The organism is Nocardiopsis nanhaiensis, from assembly GCF_054778635.1.
Genome location: NZ_BAAGZJ010000013.1, coordinates 72190 through 89670 on the forward strand (window position 1 = coordinate 72190; position 17481 = coordinate 89670).

Genomic DNA, 17481 nt, shown 5'->3' on the forward strand with positions numbered 1-17481 from the left:
GCCGTGATGACGAGCCGTACGGCCGACGAGACAGCGACCCCCCAACCGTCCAGGGCACCCGAGGGGAACAGCGACGCCGTCCTCGACATCCGAGGCCTGCGCACGCACTTCCTCACGGACGACGCCGTGGTGCGGGCCGTCGACGGGGTCGACCTGCGCGTGCACGGCGGCCGCACGCTGTGTGTGGTCGGGGAGAGCGGATGCGGCAAGAGCGCCATGGCTCGCTCGGTGCTCCAGCTGGTCGACCCGCCCGGAAAGGTGGTGGACGGGCAGGTACTCCTGCGCCCGGAGGGCGGAGGGGACCCGGTGGACCTGGCCTCACTCCGGCCTACGGGGCGGGAGATCCGCTCGGTCCGGGGCCGGGACGTGGCCATGATCTTCCAAGAGCCCATGTCGTCGCTGTCCCTGGTGCACACCGTCGGCAACCAGGTCGGCGAACCCCTCAGGGTGCACAGCGGCATATCCCGCAAGGAGGCGCGCGCCCGATCGGTGGAACTCCTGGAACGGGTACGGGTGCCCGGAGCGGAGCGCATCGTGGACTCCTACCCCTTCCAGCTGTCCGGCGGCATGCGCCAACGGGTCATGATCGCGATGGCGCTCGCCTGCGCGCCGCGCGTGCTCATCGCCGACGAGCCGACCACCGCCCTCGACGTGACCACACAGGCGCAGATCCTCGACCTGCTCGCCGAACTGCGGCGCGACACCGGCATGGGCGTCATGTTCATCACCCACGACATGGGCGTGGTCGCCGAGATCGCCGACGAGGTCGCCGTCATGTACCTCGGCACCGTGGTCGAGCAGGGGCCGGTCGACGAGGTCTTCCACGACCCCCAGCACCCCTATACGCGCGCCCTGCTGGAGGCGGTGCCGCGGCTGGGCTCCGCGCGCAAGGACCGCCTCCCCACCATCCGGGGCACCATCCCCGACCCCGGGTCCCAGCCCTCCGGGTGCGTGTTCCGCACCCGGTGCCCCGAAGCCGTCGAAGGCCTGTGCGACACCACCGTCCCGCCGGTCACGGTCCCCGGACCGGGCCGCCGGGTCCGGTGTCTGCTCCGAGAGGGCCCGCCCGCCTCTCGGGACAGCGCCGCTTCCACCAGCCGTGAGGAGACCGCCGATGCCGAGTGAGACCCCGGAGACCGTCCTGAGCGTGCGCGGACTCGAGGTCGCATACCCGGTCCGCGGCCGCCGCTCGAAGCGCGAAGCGAGCCACGTGCGCGCCGTCGCCGGGGTGGACCTCGACATCCACGCGGGCGAGACCCTCGGCCTGGTCGGGGAATCCGGCTGCGGAAAGACCACCCTCGGTGCGAGCGTGATGAACGCCCGGCCGGAGGCCGCGGGCAGCATCCGGTACCGCGACGGCCAAGGCCGCCTACTCGACGTCCTGGACCTGCCCCGCGGGGACGAGGCCGTCTTCCGGCGGGAGGTGCGCATGGTCTTCCAGGACCCGCACTCCTCCCTGAACCCGCGCATGACGCTGCGCGACATCGTCGGCGAACCCCTGCGCATGCTCACCGACCTGAAGGGCGGGGAGCTGGACGAGCGGGTGCGCGACGTCATGGAGCGCGTCGGACTGCACCCGGACCACCTGCGCCGGTACCCGCACGCGTTCTCCGGCGGGCAGCGCCAGCGCGTGAGCATCGCCCGCGCGCTCGTGCCCGGCCCCCGCCTGGTCGTGGCAGACGAGGCCGTCAGCGCCCTGGACACCTCGGTCCGCTCCCAGATCCTCAACCTGTTGCAGGACCTACAGGACGAGATGGGGCTGACGTACCTGTTCATCTCACACGACCTGTCCGTGGTCGAGCACGTCTGCGACCGGGTCGCGGTGATGTACCTCGGCAGGATCGTGGAGGTGGCGCCGACCCGGGAGCTCTTCCGGAACCCCCAGCACCCGTACACGGAGGCCCTCATCTCGGCCGTGCCGATCCCCGACCCGCGCATGCGCGGAAAACGGGAGCGCATCCGGCTCACGGGTGAGGTCCCCGACCCCTCGCGGCCGCCGTCCGGCTGCCCCTTCCACCCCCGGTGCCGCCACGCCACCGAGCTCTGCGCCACCGAGGTCCCAGTACCGCGCCCCGTCGGCACGGGGCGCCTGGTCGCCTGTCATCACGCCGACGACCTCGAACTGGCCGGGATCACCGGCCCCAGCGATCCCCCGCCCGACACGAGCCGGGCATCCACCGCACAGAGGCAGGAGTAGGCAATTGAGACAACACCGGAGTACGACAGTGAGGCGGTGTCTGGGAGTCACCGCGGGCACGGCGGCGGTCGTGATGGCCACCGGGTGCACCTTCTTCTCCTTCGATCCCGATACCGACAACGGCGAACAGGCTGAGGGGGTCGGCGAGGCGCCCATGCTCGCCTCCCTCGTGGAGGACGACGAGCTCCCGCCGCTGGAGGAGCGGCTTCCGGAGGAGCCCGTGGTGGTGGAGCCGCACGAAGAGGTCGGCCAGTACGGCGGTGAGTGGAACACCGCCACCCTGGGCGTGCACGACTGGCCCTGGCTCGGCCGGACCGTCGGGTACGAGAACTTCACCCGCTGGGACCCAGAGTGGGACGAGGCCGTTCCCAACCTCGCCACCGACTGGGAGTACAACGACGAAGCCACCGAGGTCACCATCACCCTCCGCGAGGGCATCCGCTGGTCCGACGGTGAGCCCTTCACCGCCGACGACGTGCTGTTCGCGCTCAACGACATCTTCAACGACCACGACATCAGCCCCATGGCGGCGTCGAACCCGGGCGACGGCGAGAAGATCGACGACTACACGTTCTCCGTCTCGTGGGACGACCCCAACGCCCTGTGGATCGAGGACGACTTCATCCTCTACCAGCTCGTGGAGAAGCCCAAGCACTACTTGGAGGAGTTCCACCTCGAGTACAACGAGGACGCCGAGGAACTCGCCGAGGAGGAGGGCTACTCCGACTGGATCGAGATGCTCGACGACAAGGCGGGCATCCTCGACTCCGCCCAGTACTGGCAGAACCCGGACATGCCCACCCTGCGCGCGTGGGAGGTCGTGGAGCCGCTGGCCGACTCCGGGCGCATGGTCTTGGAGCGCAACCCCTACTACTGGAAGATCGACACCGAGGGCAACCAGCTGCCATACATCGACCAGGTCAACTTCGACATCCTCCAGGACGAGGAGGTCATGCTGGTCCGCGCCCTCAACGGCGAGATCGACATGCACGCCCGCCACTTCAACACCCTGGGCAACCGCCCCACGCTCGCGGAGAGCAGCGAGGCCGGCGGATACGACTTCTTCGAGCTGGTGCCGGGCGAGATGAACACGGCGATGATCTCGCTCAACCTCACCCACGAGGACGAGGGCCTGCGGGAGATCTTCAACGACCACGACTTCCGGGTGGCGCTCTCGCACGCGATCAACCGGCAGGACATCATCGACGTCGTCTACCAGGAGCAGGGCGAACCCTGGCAGGGCGCACCGCGCGAGGAGAGCCCTTTCTACAACGAGGAGCTGGCCAAGCAGTACACCGAGCACGACACCGACCTGGCCAACGAGATCCTCGACGAGGCCGGGTACGACGAGCGCTCGGGCGGTGTCCGGGTCAGCCCCGACGGGGAACCGGTCCGCTTCACCCTGTCCGTGCCCACCGACTTCCGCCCCGACATCGTCGACTCCATGGAGATGGTCGTCGGCTTCTGGGGCGACCTGGACATCGACGTGGACCTCAACACCGAGGACCGCGCCCTGTGGCAGAACAACCGGGAGAACAACGAGCACGACGCGAACGTGTGGTCCGGTGACGCGGGCCTGATGGACGCCGTCTACGACCCGCGCTGGTACGGCCCGCTGCACAACGGTGAGTCCAACTTCGCCATCCCGTGGGCCCAGTGGTACACCTCCGACGGTGAGGACAGCCGTTCCATCGAGCCTCCCGAGGACGTCCGTGAACACATGGAGATGTACGACGAGGTCCAGGCCGAGCCCGACCCCGACCTGCGGATCGAACTAATGGAGGACTTCCTGGCCGTGTCCCAGGAGCAGTTCTACGCCATGGGCATCAGCCTCACCCCCGACCAGTACGGGATCGTCGCCGACCACTTCCGCAACGTGCCCGACTCGATGCCCACCTCGGCCGTCTACAACGACCCCGGCCCGACCAACCCCGAGCAGTACTTCATCGAGCAGTGAGGGAACCGCGTGAGCCCGAACGAACCCGAAGCGAACGGACTGGCCCTGGTCCACGAACAGGGCCGGTCCCTCCGACTCAGCCACGAAGGCCGTGAACTCCTCCGGTACGTCTACGAGCCCTGGGACGTGCAGCTGGAGTCGCCGAGGCCCTACTTCCACCCCCTCCGCACCCTCGGCGGGGACACGGTGAGCCTCTACCGTCCGCACGACCACGTCTGGCACAAGGGGATCGCCTGGTCCCTGCCGAACGTCGGGTCGGCCAACTTCTGGGGCGGCCCCACCTACCTGCGGGACAAGGGCTACCAGCAGCTCGACAACGACGGGTCCACGGTCCACGCGGAGTTCGACGGCATCGAGGCCTCCCCGGACCGGGTCGCGGTGGACGAGTCCCTGGAGTGGGTCACCCAGCAGGGCGACACCTGGTTCTCCGAGAAGCGCTCGTTCCAGGTCACCGTGGCACCGGAACAGGACGCCTGGACGCTGGTGTTCCGGACGTCCTTCACCAACCTGACCGGCGAGACCGTCCCGATCGGCAGCCCCACCACTGAGGGCAGGCCGAACGCGGGGTACGGCGGCCTCTTCTGGCGCGGGCCGCGCTCCTTCAGCGGGGGGACGGCGCGCACCGAGCACGTCGAGGGCACCGACGAGCTGATGGGGACCCGCTCCCCCTGGCTCGGTTTCACCGGCAGGCACGACGGCACCGACCGGTCCTCGACCCTGGTGTTCGTCGACGCCCCGGAGAACCCGGGACACCCGGTCCGGTGGTTCGTTCGCAGCGGGATCTTCGCGTGTGTCTGTCCGGCACCGTTCTTCGACGAGGAAGTGGCGGTCGCCCCGGAGGAGACCCTCACCTACCGCTACGCGGTGGTGATCGCCGACGGCGACCAAGAGGCGAAGGACCTCGCCGCTCTCGGCACGCGCGAACTGGAGCGGCCATGACCCCACCCCCGTTCCCCGGCGGGACCGCCGTCTCGCACCTGTACGTCTACGACTGGACCGCGGCCGACGGTCTCGCCGGGGGCTCCCCGCACCTGCACACCGCCTCCGCCGAGGGCTACGTGGTCCTCAACGGCGAAGGTGCACTGGAGACACTCAGTTCCCACGGGTACCAGCGCACGCCGCTCCGCCAGGGCAGCCTGCTGTGGTTCACTCCGGGAACCGTGCACCGGCTCGTCAACGACGGCGACCTGGAGCTCCTCGTAGTCATGCAGAACGCCGGCCTCCCCGAGGCGGGCGACGCCGTGCTGACCTATCCGAAGGAGGTGCTGGCCGACCCGGAGGCCTACAAGAGGGCAACCGTGCTCCCACCGGGGCAAGAGGCCGAAGCCGCACGCACCCGCCGCGATCTCGCCGTCCAGGGCTACCTGGAGCTGCGCGAGCGTGTGGAACACGAGGGCCCGTCCGTCCTCAAGGACCTGTACGGGTCCGCGGTGCACCTCGTGCGCGAGAAGGCGGCCGGGTGGCACCACCATGTGCGCCACGGGGTGGTCCAGCAGGCGGAGACCGCTCAGCGGCACCTGGAGGCCCTGGAACGGGGTGACGGAGGCCATCTGTCGGAGTCCGCCGTGTACACCGCCCAAACGGCTTCAGAAGCGCTCAAGAAGGGAATGTGCGGCCACCTCAGGGTCTGGGACCTGGACGGCGCCACGGTCTGACAACCATGGGAGCCGGTCCACCCCGGCTCCCATGGCCGCATCCGGCCCCATAACGCCCATTTCCACCTAACAATCCAAGATCATTAGAGGCAGAGGACGACGGACCAGAAACAAGGCGGAGCCGCGAAGCGGCTGCAAGCCGGGATCAGCCATGGCCCAACAGGAGAGCTCGCGGGTCACCCCGACGGTGGGCGCGATCGCCCAGCTCAGCCACAGTCGCACAGGAGAGCTCGCGGGTCACCCCGACCGTGGGCGCGATCGCCCAGCTCAGCCACAGTCGTGCCGCGAGGCGAGGAGGCCGGAGGCCCCCGCAGCCGATCGGCACACCGGGGGGTCTGGGGGGTCGTCCCCCAAAAGAGAAACGACCCGGTGAGGCGGCCGAAGGCCCCCGAACAGGGTCGTTTCCATGGGTGGGCGAGGAGGGATTTGAACCCTCACGTCCTTTCGGACACACGGACCTGAACCGTGCGCGTCTACCGTTCCGCCACCCGCCCGAGTGACATGTATTAAGTTGTGCTGCTGGGAGTTCCGGGCGTTTTGCCTGTTCCTCCTGGCGACGTGAATAAGGCTAGCACGGGCTGGAGGTGGGTTGCACACGGTTTGCGGCCGGGCCCGGTCCGGCCTCTCGGAGGGCCTTCACGGGGGTGCGCTTGAAACCAGGGGCACCCCGACACGGTTACGATCGTCTACACATACGGAGTGGAGTACAAAGGGAGGTACCTCGTGGGAGTGCTCCAACGCTTCGAGCGCAGGCTCGAGGGCATGATCGAAGGCACCTTCGCGATGGCCTTCAAGTCGGAGCTCCAGCCGGTCGAGGTCGCGAGCGCTGTCCAGCGGGAAATGGACGAGCGCGCTGCGATCGTCGCCCAGGGACGCACCCTGGTCCCGAACGACTTCATCGTCGAGCTGTCGGCCAGTGACAAGGAGCGCTTGGAGGTCTACGCCGACAGCCTCGGTCAGGAACTGTCCAAGCTGGCTCGCGACTACGCGACCGAGCAGGGCTATTCCTTTGTCGGTCCGGTGCGGGTCCAGTTCAGGTCGGACGACGGCTTGAAGACGGGCCGTTTCCGAATCAGGTCCGGGGTTGTCCGCGGGACCATGGTGAAGGACGGTGAGGTCCGCCAGCCGGTCGGTGATCCGGGCCAGGGCGGGGGGCAGCCACAGAACGGCCGCCCGCGTCTGCTGATCTCACCCGGTGGCGCCACCGCTGAGGGCAATATCGCCAGCCAGGGGACGCAGCAGTCCTTCGAGCTGACCACCCCGGTCACCTTGCTGGGGCGCGGCACCGACTGTGACCTTCGTCTGGTCGACAACGGGGTCTCCCGCCACCACGTGGAGATCCGAGTCGACGGCGAGGAAGTCATCCTGGAGGACAAGGGTTCCACGAACGGGACCTTCGTCAACGGACAGCAGGTCAGGCAGGCCAGGCTGGTGGACGGGACCAGGGTCAGCCTGGGTCGTACCACCATGACCTTCCGCCGCGACTGACCCTCGATTCCGAGAAGTCGGGCGATCTGGCCCCAACCGGACCGCAACCAACCGCGCCGATCAGGCGTCTGAAAAGTCGAAGTCCGGGTCAGGCCCGATAAGGACCTGCTGTCGGATATCCGGGCGGGCGGGTAGTCTCCGCGAAGACCTGACCGATCGGACAGAATGGCCGCGGCCGGCTGGGCCGCGGACCAGCGACCTAGACTCACCGACTCGAAGGTGGGGCAGACACGGTGGCGGCGCCGATGACCGCCACCCCGGCCGAAGCACGACAGGGGCTGAAGAGCAGTTCGATGTCCAACTTGACCCTCATATTGATCAAGATCGCGTACCTCGCGGTGCTTTGGCTGTTCGTCCTCATGGCGGTCGGCGTCATCCGCACGGACCTCTTCGGGCAGTCCAAGAAGAAGGCCAAGAAGAAGGCTCGCCCCGCGGCACGCCCTCCCCAGCGCCGGGCGGCGTCGTCTCAGTCGGCGCGGGCGCAGAGGCCGCGCCGCAACGAGCCCTCGATCCTGGCTGTGACCCAGGGCCCGCTCTCGGGAACCACCGTCAATCTGGCCTCGCAACCCATCCTCATCGGACGTGCCCCCGACTCGACGCTGGTCATCACCGATGACTACGCGTCGGGTCGCCACGCGCGTGTCTACACAGACAACGGCCGCTGGTTCGTGGAAGACCTCAATTCGACGAACGGCACCTACCTCGGCCAGCAGAAGCTGAACCGCCCCCAGCCCATCACGGTGGGTCAGCCCATCCGTATCGGCAAAACCGTCCTGGAACTGCGCAAATGACAATCGCTCTCCGATACGCGGCGTACTCCGACGTAGGATGCCTCCGCGAAGGCAACGAAGACTCCGGCTACGCCGGCCAACACCTCCTCGCGGTAGCCGACGGCATGGGCGGTTACGCGGGCGGTGAGGTCGCCAGCTCCATCGCTATCGCCTCCATCCGTCAGCTCGACTCCGATGACGACCCTCGGGGCGAGGAGATGGCGGAGATCCTCCAGCGCGCCGTCGAGCAGGCCAACGAGTCGCTCGCCATCCGCATCCGGCAGGAGCCCCAGCTGGAGAACATGGGCACCACCCTGACCGCGATGCTGTGGTCGGGTTCCCAGGTCGCCCTCATCCACATCGGTGACTCGCGCGCCTACCTGCTGCGCGGCTCGCGCTTCGAGCAGATCACCCACGACCACACCCTGGTACAGACCCTCGTCGACGAGGGCAAGATCACCGAGGAAGAGGTCGCCACCCACCCGCAGCGGTCCCTGATCCTGCGCGCGCTCGACGGCAAGACGCCGGTCGACCCGGACATCTCCATCAACCGGGCCAAGGTCGGCGACCGCTACCTGCTCTGCTCGGACGGCCTGTCCGGTGTGGTCAGCAAGAAGACCATCCACGAGACGCTCGCCAAGGAGACCGACCCGCGCACGGCCGCCAAGAAGCTGATCGAGTTGGCCAACCGCGGCGGCGGGCCGGACAACATCACCGCGGTCGTGGCCGACGTCATCGAGACGGACACCGATCGCGGGGGGCCGACTTTCGGCGCTCAGACGGTCGGCGCGGCGGACCAGCGGGACGAGTCCACGGGGCCGAACGAGAGCAGCCCGGCCAGACGTGCCCAGGAGCTGCGCCGCAACGGCGGCGACACCGCCGAGATGGACCCCGTCCAGGCCGAGTACCCGGATCAGGATCAAGCCGACCCCGCCTACGGAGCCCCTTACGAGGAGCAGCCGTACGGTTCCTACGACGACTACGACGCGCCTCCGTCGCGCGGGGAGCACTCGGAGCCCGAGTACCGCACCCGCAGCTGGTGGCCGATGGTCATCGTCTTCCTGGTCGTGGTCGCCTTGGTCGCGGGCGGTGGCTACTACTTCGGTCGGCAGTACGTCGAGAGCCAGTTCTACGTGGGCGTCTCCTCCGAGGGTGAGACCGTCAGCGTCTACCAGGGCATCGACACCGACATCGCCGGCTTCAGCCTGTCCGACGAGATCGACGTCACCAGCCTCCGTCTCGACGACCTCCAGCAGACCGACCGCGAGGACGTCACGCGCACCATCCCGGTCGACGACCAGGAGGAGGCCGACCGCCTCATCGCGGAGTTCGAGGAGAGCGCGTCCCCGGCCGACGAGACCCAGGACGACGAGGCCGGCCAGGAGACCGAAAACGAGGAATCGGGGTGACCCTGTGAGCACCACGAGCGCCCCCGCCCACGAGGCACCCACGGAGTTGCCTCCGGTTCAGCGGCGCAACGCCGAGCTGGTCCTGATCGGGATCACCATCGTCATCACCATGGGTGCGATGGCGATGTCCGGGCTCAACCTCAACGGTCAGGTCCCTGCCGCGATGTGGGGATACGGACTGATCTTCGGTGCCATGGCTCTGGCCACGCACGTCGCCCTGCGCTTCATCGCTCCCTACGCCGACCCCCTGATCCTTCCCTGCGCGCTGTTCCTCAACGGGATCGGCGTGGCGATGATCTGGCGCCTCGACGCCGCCGACTCAGGCGACATCGAGCACGCCGGTGTCGGTATGCAGCTGATCTGGACCGCGATCGGCATCGCGATGTGCATCGCGCTGCTGTTCTTCCTCAAGGAACCGCGGGTGCTGCAGCGCTACACGTACATCAGCGCCCTGGTCGCGATCATCCTGATCGCGCTGCCGATGGTGCCGGGCCTCGGCATCTCCGAGTTCGGCGCACGCCGATGGATCGGCTTCGGCGGCTTCACGCTGCAGCCCTCCGAGTTCGCGAAGATCGCACTGGTCATCTTCCTGTCGTCCTATCTGGTCACCAAGCGGCAGGTGCTGTCGCTGGCGGCGAAGCAGATCAAGGTCGGCCGGTTCAAGATCATGGATCTGCCGAGGGCCCGCGACTTCATGCCCATGGTCGTGGGCTGGGTCGCCGCGATCGGCCTGCTCGTCATCACCAAGGACCTCGGCACCTCACTGCTGCTCTTCGGTACCTTCCTGGCGATGCTGTACGTGGCCACCCAGCGCTCGTCCTGGGTCATCATCGGCGTCAGCGTGTTCATCGCCGCCGCGGCCCTGGCCATGCAGGTCTTCTGGCACTTCCGCCAGCGCGTCGACATCTGGTTCTATGCCTACGACCCCGAGGTCTACGACCGGCTCGGCGGCAGTGCCCAGCTGGTGCAGGGCCAGATCGGCATGGCATACGGCGGCCTGTTCGGCACCGGCATGGGCGGCGGCCAAGCACACCACATCTTCGCCGCGGACAGCGACTTCATCCTCGCCTCACTGGCCGAGGACCTGGGCCTGACCGGACTCATGACCATCCTGATCGTCATCTTCATCCTGGTGGAGCGGGGCATGCGCATCGCGCTGGCCTCCCGGGAACTGTTCGTGAAGATGCTGGCGAGCGGCCTGGCCTTCGTCGTGTGCTTCCAGGTGTTCGTGGTACTCGGCGGCCTGCTCCGAATCATCCCCCTGACCGGTATGACCACGCCTTTCCTGGCGGCGGGCGGTTCCGCCCTGATGGCCAGCTGGCTGATGATCGGCCTGCTGCTCCGGATGAGTGACAACGCCCGCCGGCCGGCCCCGCAGGCGATCCAGGACGAGGGGGCGACCCAGGTGATCCGGCGATGAACACAACCATCCGACGCCTCAGCGTCTTCTCGATGATCCTGTTCGGAGCGATGATGCTCCAGCTCACCTGGATCCAGGGGTTCCAGGCGGACGCGATCCGCGAGGACCCGCTGAACTCGCGCCAGTACTCCGAGCGCCTCACGGAACCGCGCGGCCCCATCGTCATCGGCGACGAGAACGTTGCCTACTCAGAGGACATCTCCGAAGGCGATGACCCGGCGCGCTTCCAGCGCATGTACACCGACGGCACCATGTACACACCGGTGGTCGGCTCCTTCCGCAGTTACGGGGCCTCGGGGATCGAGAGCACCGAGAACACCCTGTTGGACGGCACCGACGACCGGCTGGCCGTGCGCAACTTCCGCGACGTCATCACCGGCCGCGAGCCCGAGGGGGCACGGGTCGAGCTGACCCTCGACCCCGCCGTGCAGACCGCCGGATTCGAGGGGTTCGAGAGCCTCGGCATGAACGGTTCCGCGGTCGCCATCGAACCGGACAGCGGCGCCATCCTGGGTTCGGTCTCCTACCCGTCCTACGACGCCAACGACGTCTCCAGCATCACCGACGAGGCCGCGGCCATCGAGAACTACGGCGAACTGGAGGCGGACGAGGACCAGCCGCTGCTCAACCGGGCGCTCAACGAGCGGTACCCCCCGGGTTCGACGTTCAAGGTCGTGACCGCCGCGGCGGCCATCGAGCACTTGGACGCGGACCCGGAGAGCACCATGGACGCGCCGGACACCCTGGACCTCATGGGGCACACCCTGCCCAACGCCACCCCGGACGGCACCTGTAACGGCGGGCAACCGGACACGCTGGCGCACTCGATCCAGATCTCCTGCAACACCTCGTTCGCCAACTGGGCGATCGAGATGGGCGGTGACGCCTTGGCCGAGCAGTCCACGGCCTTCGGTTTCAACGAGGATGGCGAGCCGCTCAACGTGCCGATGGGCGTGACCCCGAGCCTGTCCCCGTCCGAGGAGGACCACAACATCCTGGGCCGCGCCGGTATCGGCCAGTCCAACGTCGAAGCAACCCCGTTGCAGATGGCGATGGTCTCGGCGGGTGTGGCCAACTCAGGCGAGGTCATGCACCCCTACCTCGTCGAATCGGTCCGAGACTCGGACCGCTCCGTCGTCACCCAGACCACCCCGGAGGCCTACAGTCAGGCCACAAGTGCCAGCACCGCGTCTATGCTCACGGACATGATGGTTCTGGTCACCGAACCCGACGGGTCCGGCACCAACGCCGCCATCCAGGGCGTGGACGTGGCTGGCAAGACCGGTACCGCAGAGACCGGCGATGACCGCGGAACGCACAACTGGTTCATCGGATTCGCACCCGCCGACGACCCGCAGATCGCGGTCGCGGTGGTCATCGAACACGGTGGTGGCAGCGGCGGCGAGCTCGCCGCGCCGATCGCCCGCGAGATGATGGAGGCAGTGGTTCTGTAGTGAGCGCCTACGAGCCGTCTTCGCAGAACGGTCCCGGTGAACTCATCGGGACCGTTCTCAGTGACCGTTACCGCCTGGAGGAGCAGATCGGCTCCGGGGGGATGGGCACCGTGTGGCGGGCGACCGACACGCTGCTCAACCGCTCGGTCGCCGTGAAACTGCTGCACCCGGCCCAGATGGCCGAGCCGACGGCCAGAGAACGGTTCCGGACGGAGGGGCGGATCACCGCCGGCCTGTCCCACCCGGGTATCGCCCAGGTCTACGACTACGGCGAAGGGGGCGGCCGCGCCTACCTGATCATGGAGCTCGTGGTCAGCGAACCCCTCTCCCAGGTACTGCGGGAGCGGGGGCACCTGAGCGCCGACCAGACGCTCGACTTCGTCTGCCAGGCGGCAAAGGCGCTCGCCGCGGCGCACGCCCGAGGGGTGGTGCACCGCGACATCAAGCCCGGGAACCTGCTGGTGACCGGGGACGGACAGCTCAAACTGACCGACTTCGGCATCGCGCGCGGGGACATGTCGGTCACCCTCACGCAGACCGGAATGGTCATGGGGACCGCCCAGTACATCTCGCCTGAACAGGCGTCGGGACGGCCGGCGAGCGCGGCGTCCGACCTGTACGCGCTCGGGGTGGTGGCCTACGAGTGCCTCGCCGGCCAGCCCCCGTTCACCGGCGACAGCCCAGTGGCCCTCGCCCTCGCGCACACCCGTGACGACCCGCCTGAGCTTCCCGACCACGTACCGGCCGAGATCGACAACCTGGTCACCTCGATGCTGGCGAAGGAGCCGGACGACCGTCCCGCGTCGGCCGGCGAGGTCGCGCACCTGGCCGCGGTGATCCGCTCCAACGCGGGTACCGGGCCGCCCACCCCGTCGACGGGGTTCAACGGCCTGGCCCAGACCATGGTGGTCAGCACTGTTCCCGAACCCGGCTCTCGGACGGGGCCGACACCCTCGGCCCGCCGAACCGCCGGTCAGCCCGCCGTACCCCCTGGTCAGGACGGGGATTCAGCTACGCTGGCCGAGGATTCCGACTCCAAACGCCGGATCAGCACTCCCGTCATCCTGGCGGCGGTGGCCGCGACGATCCTGATCGTGGGGGTGGCTTTCGCCGGGTTCCTGTTCGGCGATGACCCCGCGACACAGAACGTCAACGACACCACGAGGCCCCCGGTCTCGGAGAACTCCCCCACTCCCACGCCCACTCCCACAGAGGAGGAGGCGGAAGAAGAGGAGCCCGAGGTCCCGGTTCCGGTGGAGGAGACCCCCGAGTGGAACACTCAGCCCGACGAGGGGGAGCCGACCCAGGACCCCGTTCCGGGGGAAGGCGATGAGGAACCCACCTCCCCAGAGGAGGACGGCGACGAGGATTCCGAAGACGACGGGGAAGACAATGATCCCGGCGACGAGGATCCCGGCGACGGGGGCCCCGGCGACGGCGATCCCGGCGACGAGGAACCCGAAGAGCCTCAGTAATGAGAGCAGAACCCGTGACCAAGCAATGAGCGGCAGACGCTCAGGGTAGGCGGCGGCCCACGGGCGGCCTCCGGAAGACACGAGGATTAGTGCACGACATGTCCCAGCCCCGGCTCCTCGGTGGACGCTACGAACTCGACTCGGTGGTCGGGCGCGGCGGCATGGCCGAGGTTCACCGCGCACGCGACCTACGGCTCGACCGCCTCGTCGCGATCAAAACGCTCCGACACGACCTGGCCCGCGACCACGTCTTCCAGGCGCGCTTCCGCCGGGAGGCCCAGTCCGCGGCCTCGTTGAACCACCCCGCGATCATCGCGGTGTACGACACCGGCGAGGACATGATCGACGGGGTGTCCATCCCGTACATCGTCATGGAGTACGTGGACGGGCGCACGCTCAAGGAGCTGCTCGACGACGACCGCAAGCTGTTGCCGGAACGCTCGGCGGAGCTGGTGGACGGCATCCTGAAGGCGCTCGAGTACAGCCACGACAACGGCATCGTGCACCGGGACATCAAGCCCGCGAACGTCATGCTCACCCGCAACGCCGACGTCAAGGTGATGGACTTCGGTATCGCGCGGTCGATGAGTGACGACCAGGCGACGATGACGCAGGCCTCGCAGGTCATCGGCACTGCGCAGTACCTCTCCCCGGAGCAGGCACGCGGCGAGCGGGTGGACCCGCGCAGCGACATCTACTCCACCGGCTGCGTGCTCTACGAACTGCTCACCGGGCAGCCGCCGTTCACCGGTGACTCACCGGTCTCCATCGCCTACCAGCACGTCCGTGAGGATCCGGTCCCGCCGTCCGAAGTGGACCCTCAGGTACCGGACTGGCTGGAGGACGTCACCCTCCGCGCGATGGTCAAGGACCGCGAGGACCGCTACCAGAACGCCGCGGAGATGCGCGCCGACATCCAGCGGGGCCTGGCCGGGATGCCGACCCAGGCCGGCACCATGGCGATGGCCGCGGCGGGCGCGACCACGACGCTGCCCCCCGCCGACAACTCGCGGTACGACGATTACGACGATTACGACGACGACTACCGGGACGAGAAGAAGGGCGGCGGTGGAAAGGCCGCCCTGTGGCTGCTCCTGGCGCTCGGCGTGATCGGCTCGCTTGTTCTGGTGTTCTTCCTGTTCAACCAGGGAGACGCCGAGGTCGAGACCATGGCTGTCCCCGATCTCTCGGGGAGCACTCAGGAGCAGGCGGAAGCCCAACTCACCGAGGACGGCTTCGAGAACTTCCGCGCCGAGGAGCAGGCCGACGACGAGGCCGAGGAGGGGACGGTCCTGGAAACCGACCCCGAAGCCGGCGCAGAGATCGAGGCCACCGACTCGATCGTCATCTACGTCTCCTCCGGCCCCGGCGACCTGGAGATCCCGAGCGTCGAGGGCCAGTCCGAGGCCGACGCGATGTCCACGTTGACCGACGCCGGGTTCGAGAACGTCACCACGGACAGCAGGGCCAACGAGACCGTCGCGGAAGGCAACGCCATCGGCACGGAGCCGTCGGCGGGCAACCAGGTCGCTCCCTCCGACGAGGTCACGCTGATCATCTCCTCCGGACCGGACCAGGTACAGGTTCCGGACCTCCAGGGGATGACCCAGGACCAGGCCCAGTCCGCCTTGGACTCAGCGGGTCTGAGTGCCGACTTCCAGGAGCAGGAGGACGAGGCACCCGAGGGAACGGTGATCAACCAGTCCCCCGCGGCCGACCAGAGCGTCAACGCCGACACCACGGTGGTCGTGACACTGGCCGTGGCTCCGGACGAAGATCCGACGGACGAGCCCACCGACCCCGAGGAACCGACGCTTCCGGACCTGCCCACCGACCCGGACGACCCTCCGCCGAATGACGACGACGATGACGATGACGAGCGCGGCTTCCGCCCCGGCCGCGGCTAAGGGCTGAGCCGCCAGGTACAAGGCGGGCCGACCGGGCCGAAGCGGGCCGTGCTCAGGGAGCGCGGCCCGCTTTCGTGTTCCCCGTGCGCCGGTTTGCCGCGCCCTACAAGCCCCATCCGTTCAGGTTTTGGGACCTCCCGACGGTGACGACGGACCGGCGCTGGGCGTAGACTGTGGTTTCATTCCGAACCGCCCCACATACTGGAGCAGCGACCGTGCCCAAGTCCCGCAACGATCGCAAGAAGAAGGCTGTTTACACTCCGCCTCCTTCCAAAGAGAAGCCGAAGGTCAGTCCTCGTTGGCTCGTGCCGACGATGCTTGGCTTCTTCATCTTGGGCATTCTCTGGATCGGGGTCTACTACATCGCGGGTACCCACGTGCCCTACATGCAGGACTGGCAGAACTGGAACCTGCTGATCGGCTTCAGCGGGATCATCGTGGCCGTCATCCTGTCGACGCGCTGGCACTGACCCCCGGCCCCTTTCCCCCGCGGCCGCGACGACCCCAGTCGACGGTCCTAAAACGGCGCCAACGACCCGGAATGGGCGTTCGGCCAGCTATCTGGTTTTCCACAGGGTTATCCACAGGTTGTGGGTAGCTCTGTTCGGCATGCCCGCGTGTACGTGCTCCCTTAGTGGTCCGCGCGTGGATAAGGCCCCCGGAGAGTTCTGTCGGATCTCGAAGTCGTCCATCGCACCCCGTCAAGTGGGGTGTTGCAACGACCACCGGAACTCAAGTCTCGGGGGCCTTATCCACGTTCTGGGGCCGACGTGTTCCGGGGCAGCGGCTCAGGCGGCCGACGACATCACGACGAACCAGATCATCGGCGCGAAGACGACCAAGCCCAACAGCAGCAACCCGAAGAGGGTGACCAGACTGGCGTGCACGAGTGTGCGCGTGGACGCCTTGGTCTTGTTGCCCGAGGGCCGCGGCAGGTAGGCGAACACCGCACCGATGGCCAGTCCCGCCACCAGTCCGCCGATGTGGGCGGTCCAGGAGATGTTGGGGACCAGGAAGGTGATGACAAGGTTGAGCCCCAGCAGGACGACGATCATCCGCATGTCCAGCCGGAGGCGTCTGCCGATCACGAACACCGCACCGAACAGCGCGAAGATCGCACCGGACGCGCCGACCGAGGGCTGTGTCGGTGAGACCAGCAAGCTCAGCACCGAACCGGCCAGTGCTCCCATGGCCCACAAGGCGAGGAACCGACCGTGCCCGAGCCACCGCTCCAGCTGCTGGCCCAGGAGGAACATCGCGTACCCGTTGAACAGCAGGTGCATCACACTGCCGTGCAGGAAGGCCGCGGTGATCAGCCGGTACCACTCACCCTGCAGGACCCCGACGCCCCACATGCTGAACAGTTCGACCAGCGGCGACGGGACGGCCTGAAGGGCCGGTTCCGTGCCCATCTGAACGACGAAGCCCACCGCCATCATGACCAGGATCGTCCAGGTCACGTACGGCTTCTGGACGACCTTGCCCCCGAAGGTGGTCCGCGCGGACCGCACCCTCCGGTTCCCCTCCGCGACGCATTCGGGGCAGTGGAACCCCACCGAGGCCTCGGCCATGCAGTCCGGGCAGATCGGCCGTTCGCACCGGGTGCAGCTGACCCCGGTCTCGCGGTCGCTGTGGCGGTAACACGTGCGCGGCGTTCCCGGTTCGGGGCCGGGGCCGGAAGAGGCCCCGGGCGGAGGGGGAGATGCGGTCATGGGTTGCTCGTCGCTCCTCTGTGTCTCAGCGCGGGGT

Annotated in this window: 14 protein-coding genes and 1 tRNA gene; 13 read left to right on the forward strand and 2 right to left on the reverse strand. The window is 68.0% G+C overall.

Annotated elements, in window-relative coordinates:
- Positions 1 to 6 precede the first annotated feature (6 nt).
- The 5 genes from ACYVD1_RS08850 to ACYVD1_RS08870 all read left to right on the forward strand — a co-directional run bounded on the left by ACYVD1_RS08850 (position 7) and on the right by ACYVD1_RS08870 (position 5809).
- Complete coding sequence (locus ACYVD1_RS08850) at positions 7 to 1125, forward strand: ABC transporter ATP-binding protein (RefSeq protein ID WP_460770136.1); 1119 nt, start codon at positions 7 to 9, stop codon at positions 1123 to 1125.
- Positions 1115 to 2197, forward strand: a complete 1083-nt coding sequence (locus tag ACYVD1_RS08855; RefSeq protein WP_460770138.1) for an ABC transporter ATP-binding protein — start codon at positions 1115 to 1117, stop codon at positions 2195 to 2197. The genes ACYVD1_RS08850 and ACYVD1_RS08855 overlap by 11 nt, the downstream gene beginning before the upstream one ends.
- Positions 2198 to 2270: 73 nt before the next feature.
- The gene (locus ACYVD1_RS08860) at positions 2271 to 4154 is read left to right on the forward strand and encodes an ABC transporter substrate-binding protein (RefSeq protein WP_460770235.1); all 1884 of its coding nucleotides are present in this window, start codon (positions 2271 to 2273) and stop codon (positions 4152 to 4154) included.
- Between the two features lie 9 nt (positions 4155 to 4163).
- Positions 4164 to 5093 (forward strand): DUF6807 domain-containing protein, encoded by a 930-nt coding sequence (locus tag ACYVD1_RS08865; protein ID WP_460770141.1) that lies wholly within the window; start codon positions 4164 to 4166, stop codon positions 5091 to 5093.
- Positions 5090 to 5809, forward strand: coding sequence for a cupin domain-containing protein (locus ACYVD1_RS08870; RefSeq protein WP_460770144.1), 720 nt, complete (start codon positions 5090 to 5092; stop codon positions 5807 to 5809). The genes ACYVD1_RS08865 and ACYVD1_RS08870 overlap by 4 nt, the downstream gene beginning before the upstream one ends.
- 411 nt (positions 5810 to 6220) lie before the next feature.
- Here the strand turns inward: ACYVD1_RS08870 and ACYVD1_RS08875 are convergent.
- Positions 6221 to 6303, reverse strand: a tRNA-Leu gene (locus tag ACYVD1_RS08875).
- Positions 6304 to 6532: 229 nt separating this feature from the next.
- On the opposite strand from ACYVD1_RS08875, the gene ACYVD1_RS08880 reads away from it, so the two are divergent.
- The 8 genes from ACYVD1_RS08880 to ACYVD1_RS08915 all read left to right on the forward strand — a co-directional run bounded on the left by ACYVD1_RS08880 (position 6533) and on the right by ACYVD1_RS08915 (position 16202).
- Positions 6533 to 7297, forward strand: a complete 765-nt coding sequence (locus tag ACYVD1_RS08880; RefSeq protein ID WP_460747575.1) for an FhaA domain-containing protein — start codon at positions 6533 to 6535, stop codon at positions 7295 to 7297.
- A 293-nt stretch (positions 7298 to 7590) separates the two neighbouring features.
- A complete protein-coding gene (locus ACYVD1_RS08885) occupies positions 7591 to 8088 on the forward strand; it encodes an FHA domain-containing protein FhaB/FipA (RefSeq protein WP_460747617.1) in 498 nt (165 codons plus the stop codon).
- Entirely contained in the window at positions 8085 to 9476 is a 1392-nt protein-coding gene (locus tag ACYVD1_RS08890) for a Stp1/IreP family PP2C-type Ser/Thr phosphatase (protein ID WP_460770148.1), read from the forward strand. Before ACYVD1_RS08885 ends, ACYVD1_RS08890 begins: the two co-directional genes overlap by 4 nt.
- A gap of 4 nt (positions 9477 to 9480) precedes the next feature.
- Positions 9481 to 10896 carry an FtsW/RodA/SpoVE family cell cycle protein gene (locus tag ACYVD1_RS08895; RefSeq protein WP_460770152.1) on the forward strand — a complete coding sequence of 472 codons (1416 nt, stop codon included), beginning with the start codon at positions 9481 to 9483 and terminating at the stop codon, positions 10894 to 10896.
- Positions 10893 to 12350 carry a peptidoglycan D,D-transpeptidase FtsI family protein gene (locus ACYVD1_RS08900; RefSeq protein ID WP_460770154.1) on the forward strand — a complete coding sequence of 486 codons (1458 nt, stop codon included), beginning with the start codon at positions 10893 to 10895 and terminating at the stop codon, positions 12348 to 12350. Before ACYVD1_RS08895 ends, ACYVD1_RS08900 begins: the two co-directional genes overlap by 4 nt.
- Entirely contained in the window at positions 12350 to 13825 is a 1476-nt protein-coding gene (locus tag ACYVD1_RS08905) for a serine/threonine-protein kinase (protein WP_460770158.1), read from the forward strand. Before ACYVD1_RS08900 ends, ACYVD1_RS08905 begins: the two co-directional genes overlap by 1 nt.
- Positions 13826 to 13923: 98 nt before the next feature.
- The gene (pknB, locus tag ACYVD1_RS08910) at positions 13924 to 15732 is read left to right on the forward strand and encodes a Stk1 family PASTA domain-containing Ser/Thr kinase (RefSeq protein WP_460770161.1); all 1809 of its coding nucleotides are present in this window, start codon (positions 13924 to 13926) and stop codon (positions 15730 to 15732) included.
- A 215-nt stretch (positions 15733 to 15947) separates the two neighbouring features.
- Positions 15948 to 16202, forward strand: a complete 255-nt coding sequence (locus tag ACYVD1_RS08915; RefSeq protein WP_460770163.1) for a cell division protein CrgA — start codon at positions 15948 to 15950, stop codon at positions 16200 to 16202.
- A 318-nt stretch (positions 16203 to 16520) separates the two neighbouring features.
- Here the strand turns inward: ACYVD1_RS08915 and ACYVD1_RS08920 are convergent, their stop codons facing one another.
- Positions 16521 to 17444: a rhomboid family intramembrane serine protease gene (locus tag ACYVD1_RS08920; RefSeq protein ID WP_460770165.1), complete on the reverse strand. Its 924-nt coding sequence runs from the start codon at positions 17442 to 17444 to the stop codon at positions 16521 to 16523.
- Positions 17445 to 17481: the final 37 nt, after the last annotated feature.

Excerpts from the sequence above, each read along its gene's own strand:
- ACYVD1_RS08855 (WP_460770138.1), top strand. The coding sequence starts at position 1,115 with ATGCCGAGTGAGACCCCGGAGACCGTCCTGAGCGTGCGCGGACTCGAG.
- ACYVD1_RS08870 (WP_460770144.1), top strand. The coding sequence starts at position 5,090 with ATGACCCCACCCCCGTTCCCCGGCGGGACCGCCGTCTCGCACCTGTAC.
- ACYVD1_RS08850 (WP_460770136.1), top strand. The coding sequence starts at position 7 with ATGACGAGCCGTACGGCCGACGAGACAGCGACCCCCCAACCGTCCAGG.
- ACYVD1_RS08860 (WP_460770235.1), top strand. The coding sequence starts at position 2,271 with ATGGCCACCGGGTGCACCTTCTTCTCCTTCGATCCCGATACCGACAAC.
- ACYVD1_RS08900 (WP_460770154.1), top strand. The coding sequence starts at position 10,893 with ATGAACACAACCATCCGACGCCTCAGCGTCTTCTCGATGATCCTGTTC.
- ACYVD1_RS08885 (WP_460747617.1), top strand. The coding sequence starts at position 7,591 with ATGTCCAACTTGACCCTCATATTGATCAAGATCGCGTACCTCGCGGTG.
- ACYVD1_RS08920 (WP_460770165.1), bottom strand. The coding sequence starts at position 17,444 with ATGACCGCATCTCCCCCTCCGCCCGGGGCCTCTTCCGGCCCCGGCCCC.
- pknB (WP_460770161.1), top strand. The coding sequence starts at position 13,924 with ATGTCCCAGCCCCGGCTCCTCGGTGGACGCTACGAACTCGACTCGGTG.
- ACYVD1_RS08890 (WP_460770148.1), top strand. The coding sequence starts at position 8,085 with ATGACAATCGCTCTCCGATACGCGGCGTACTCCGACGTAGGATGCCTC.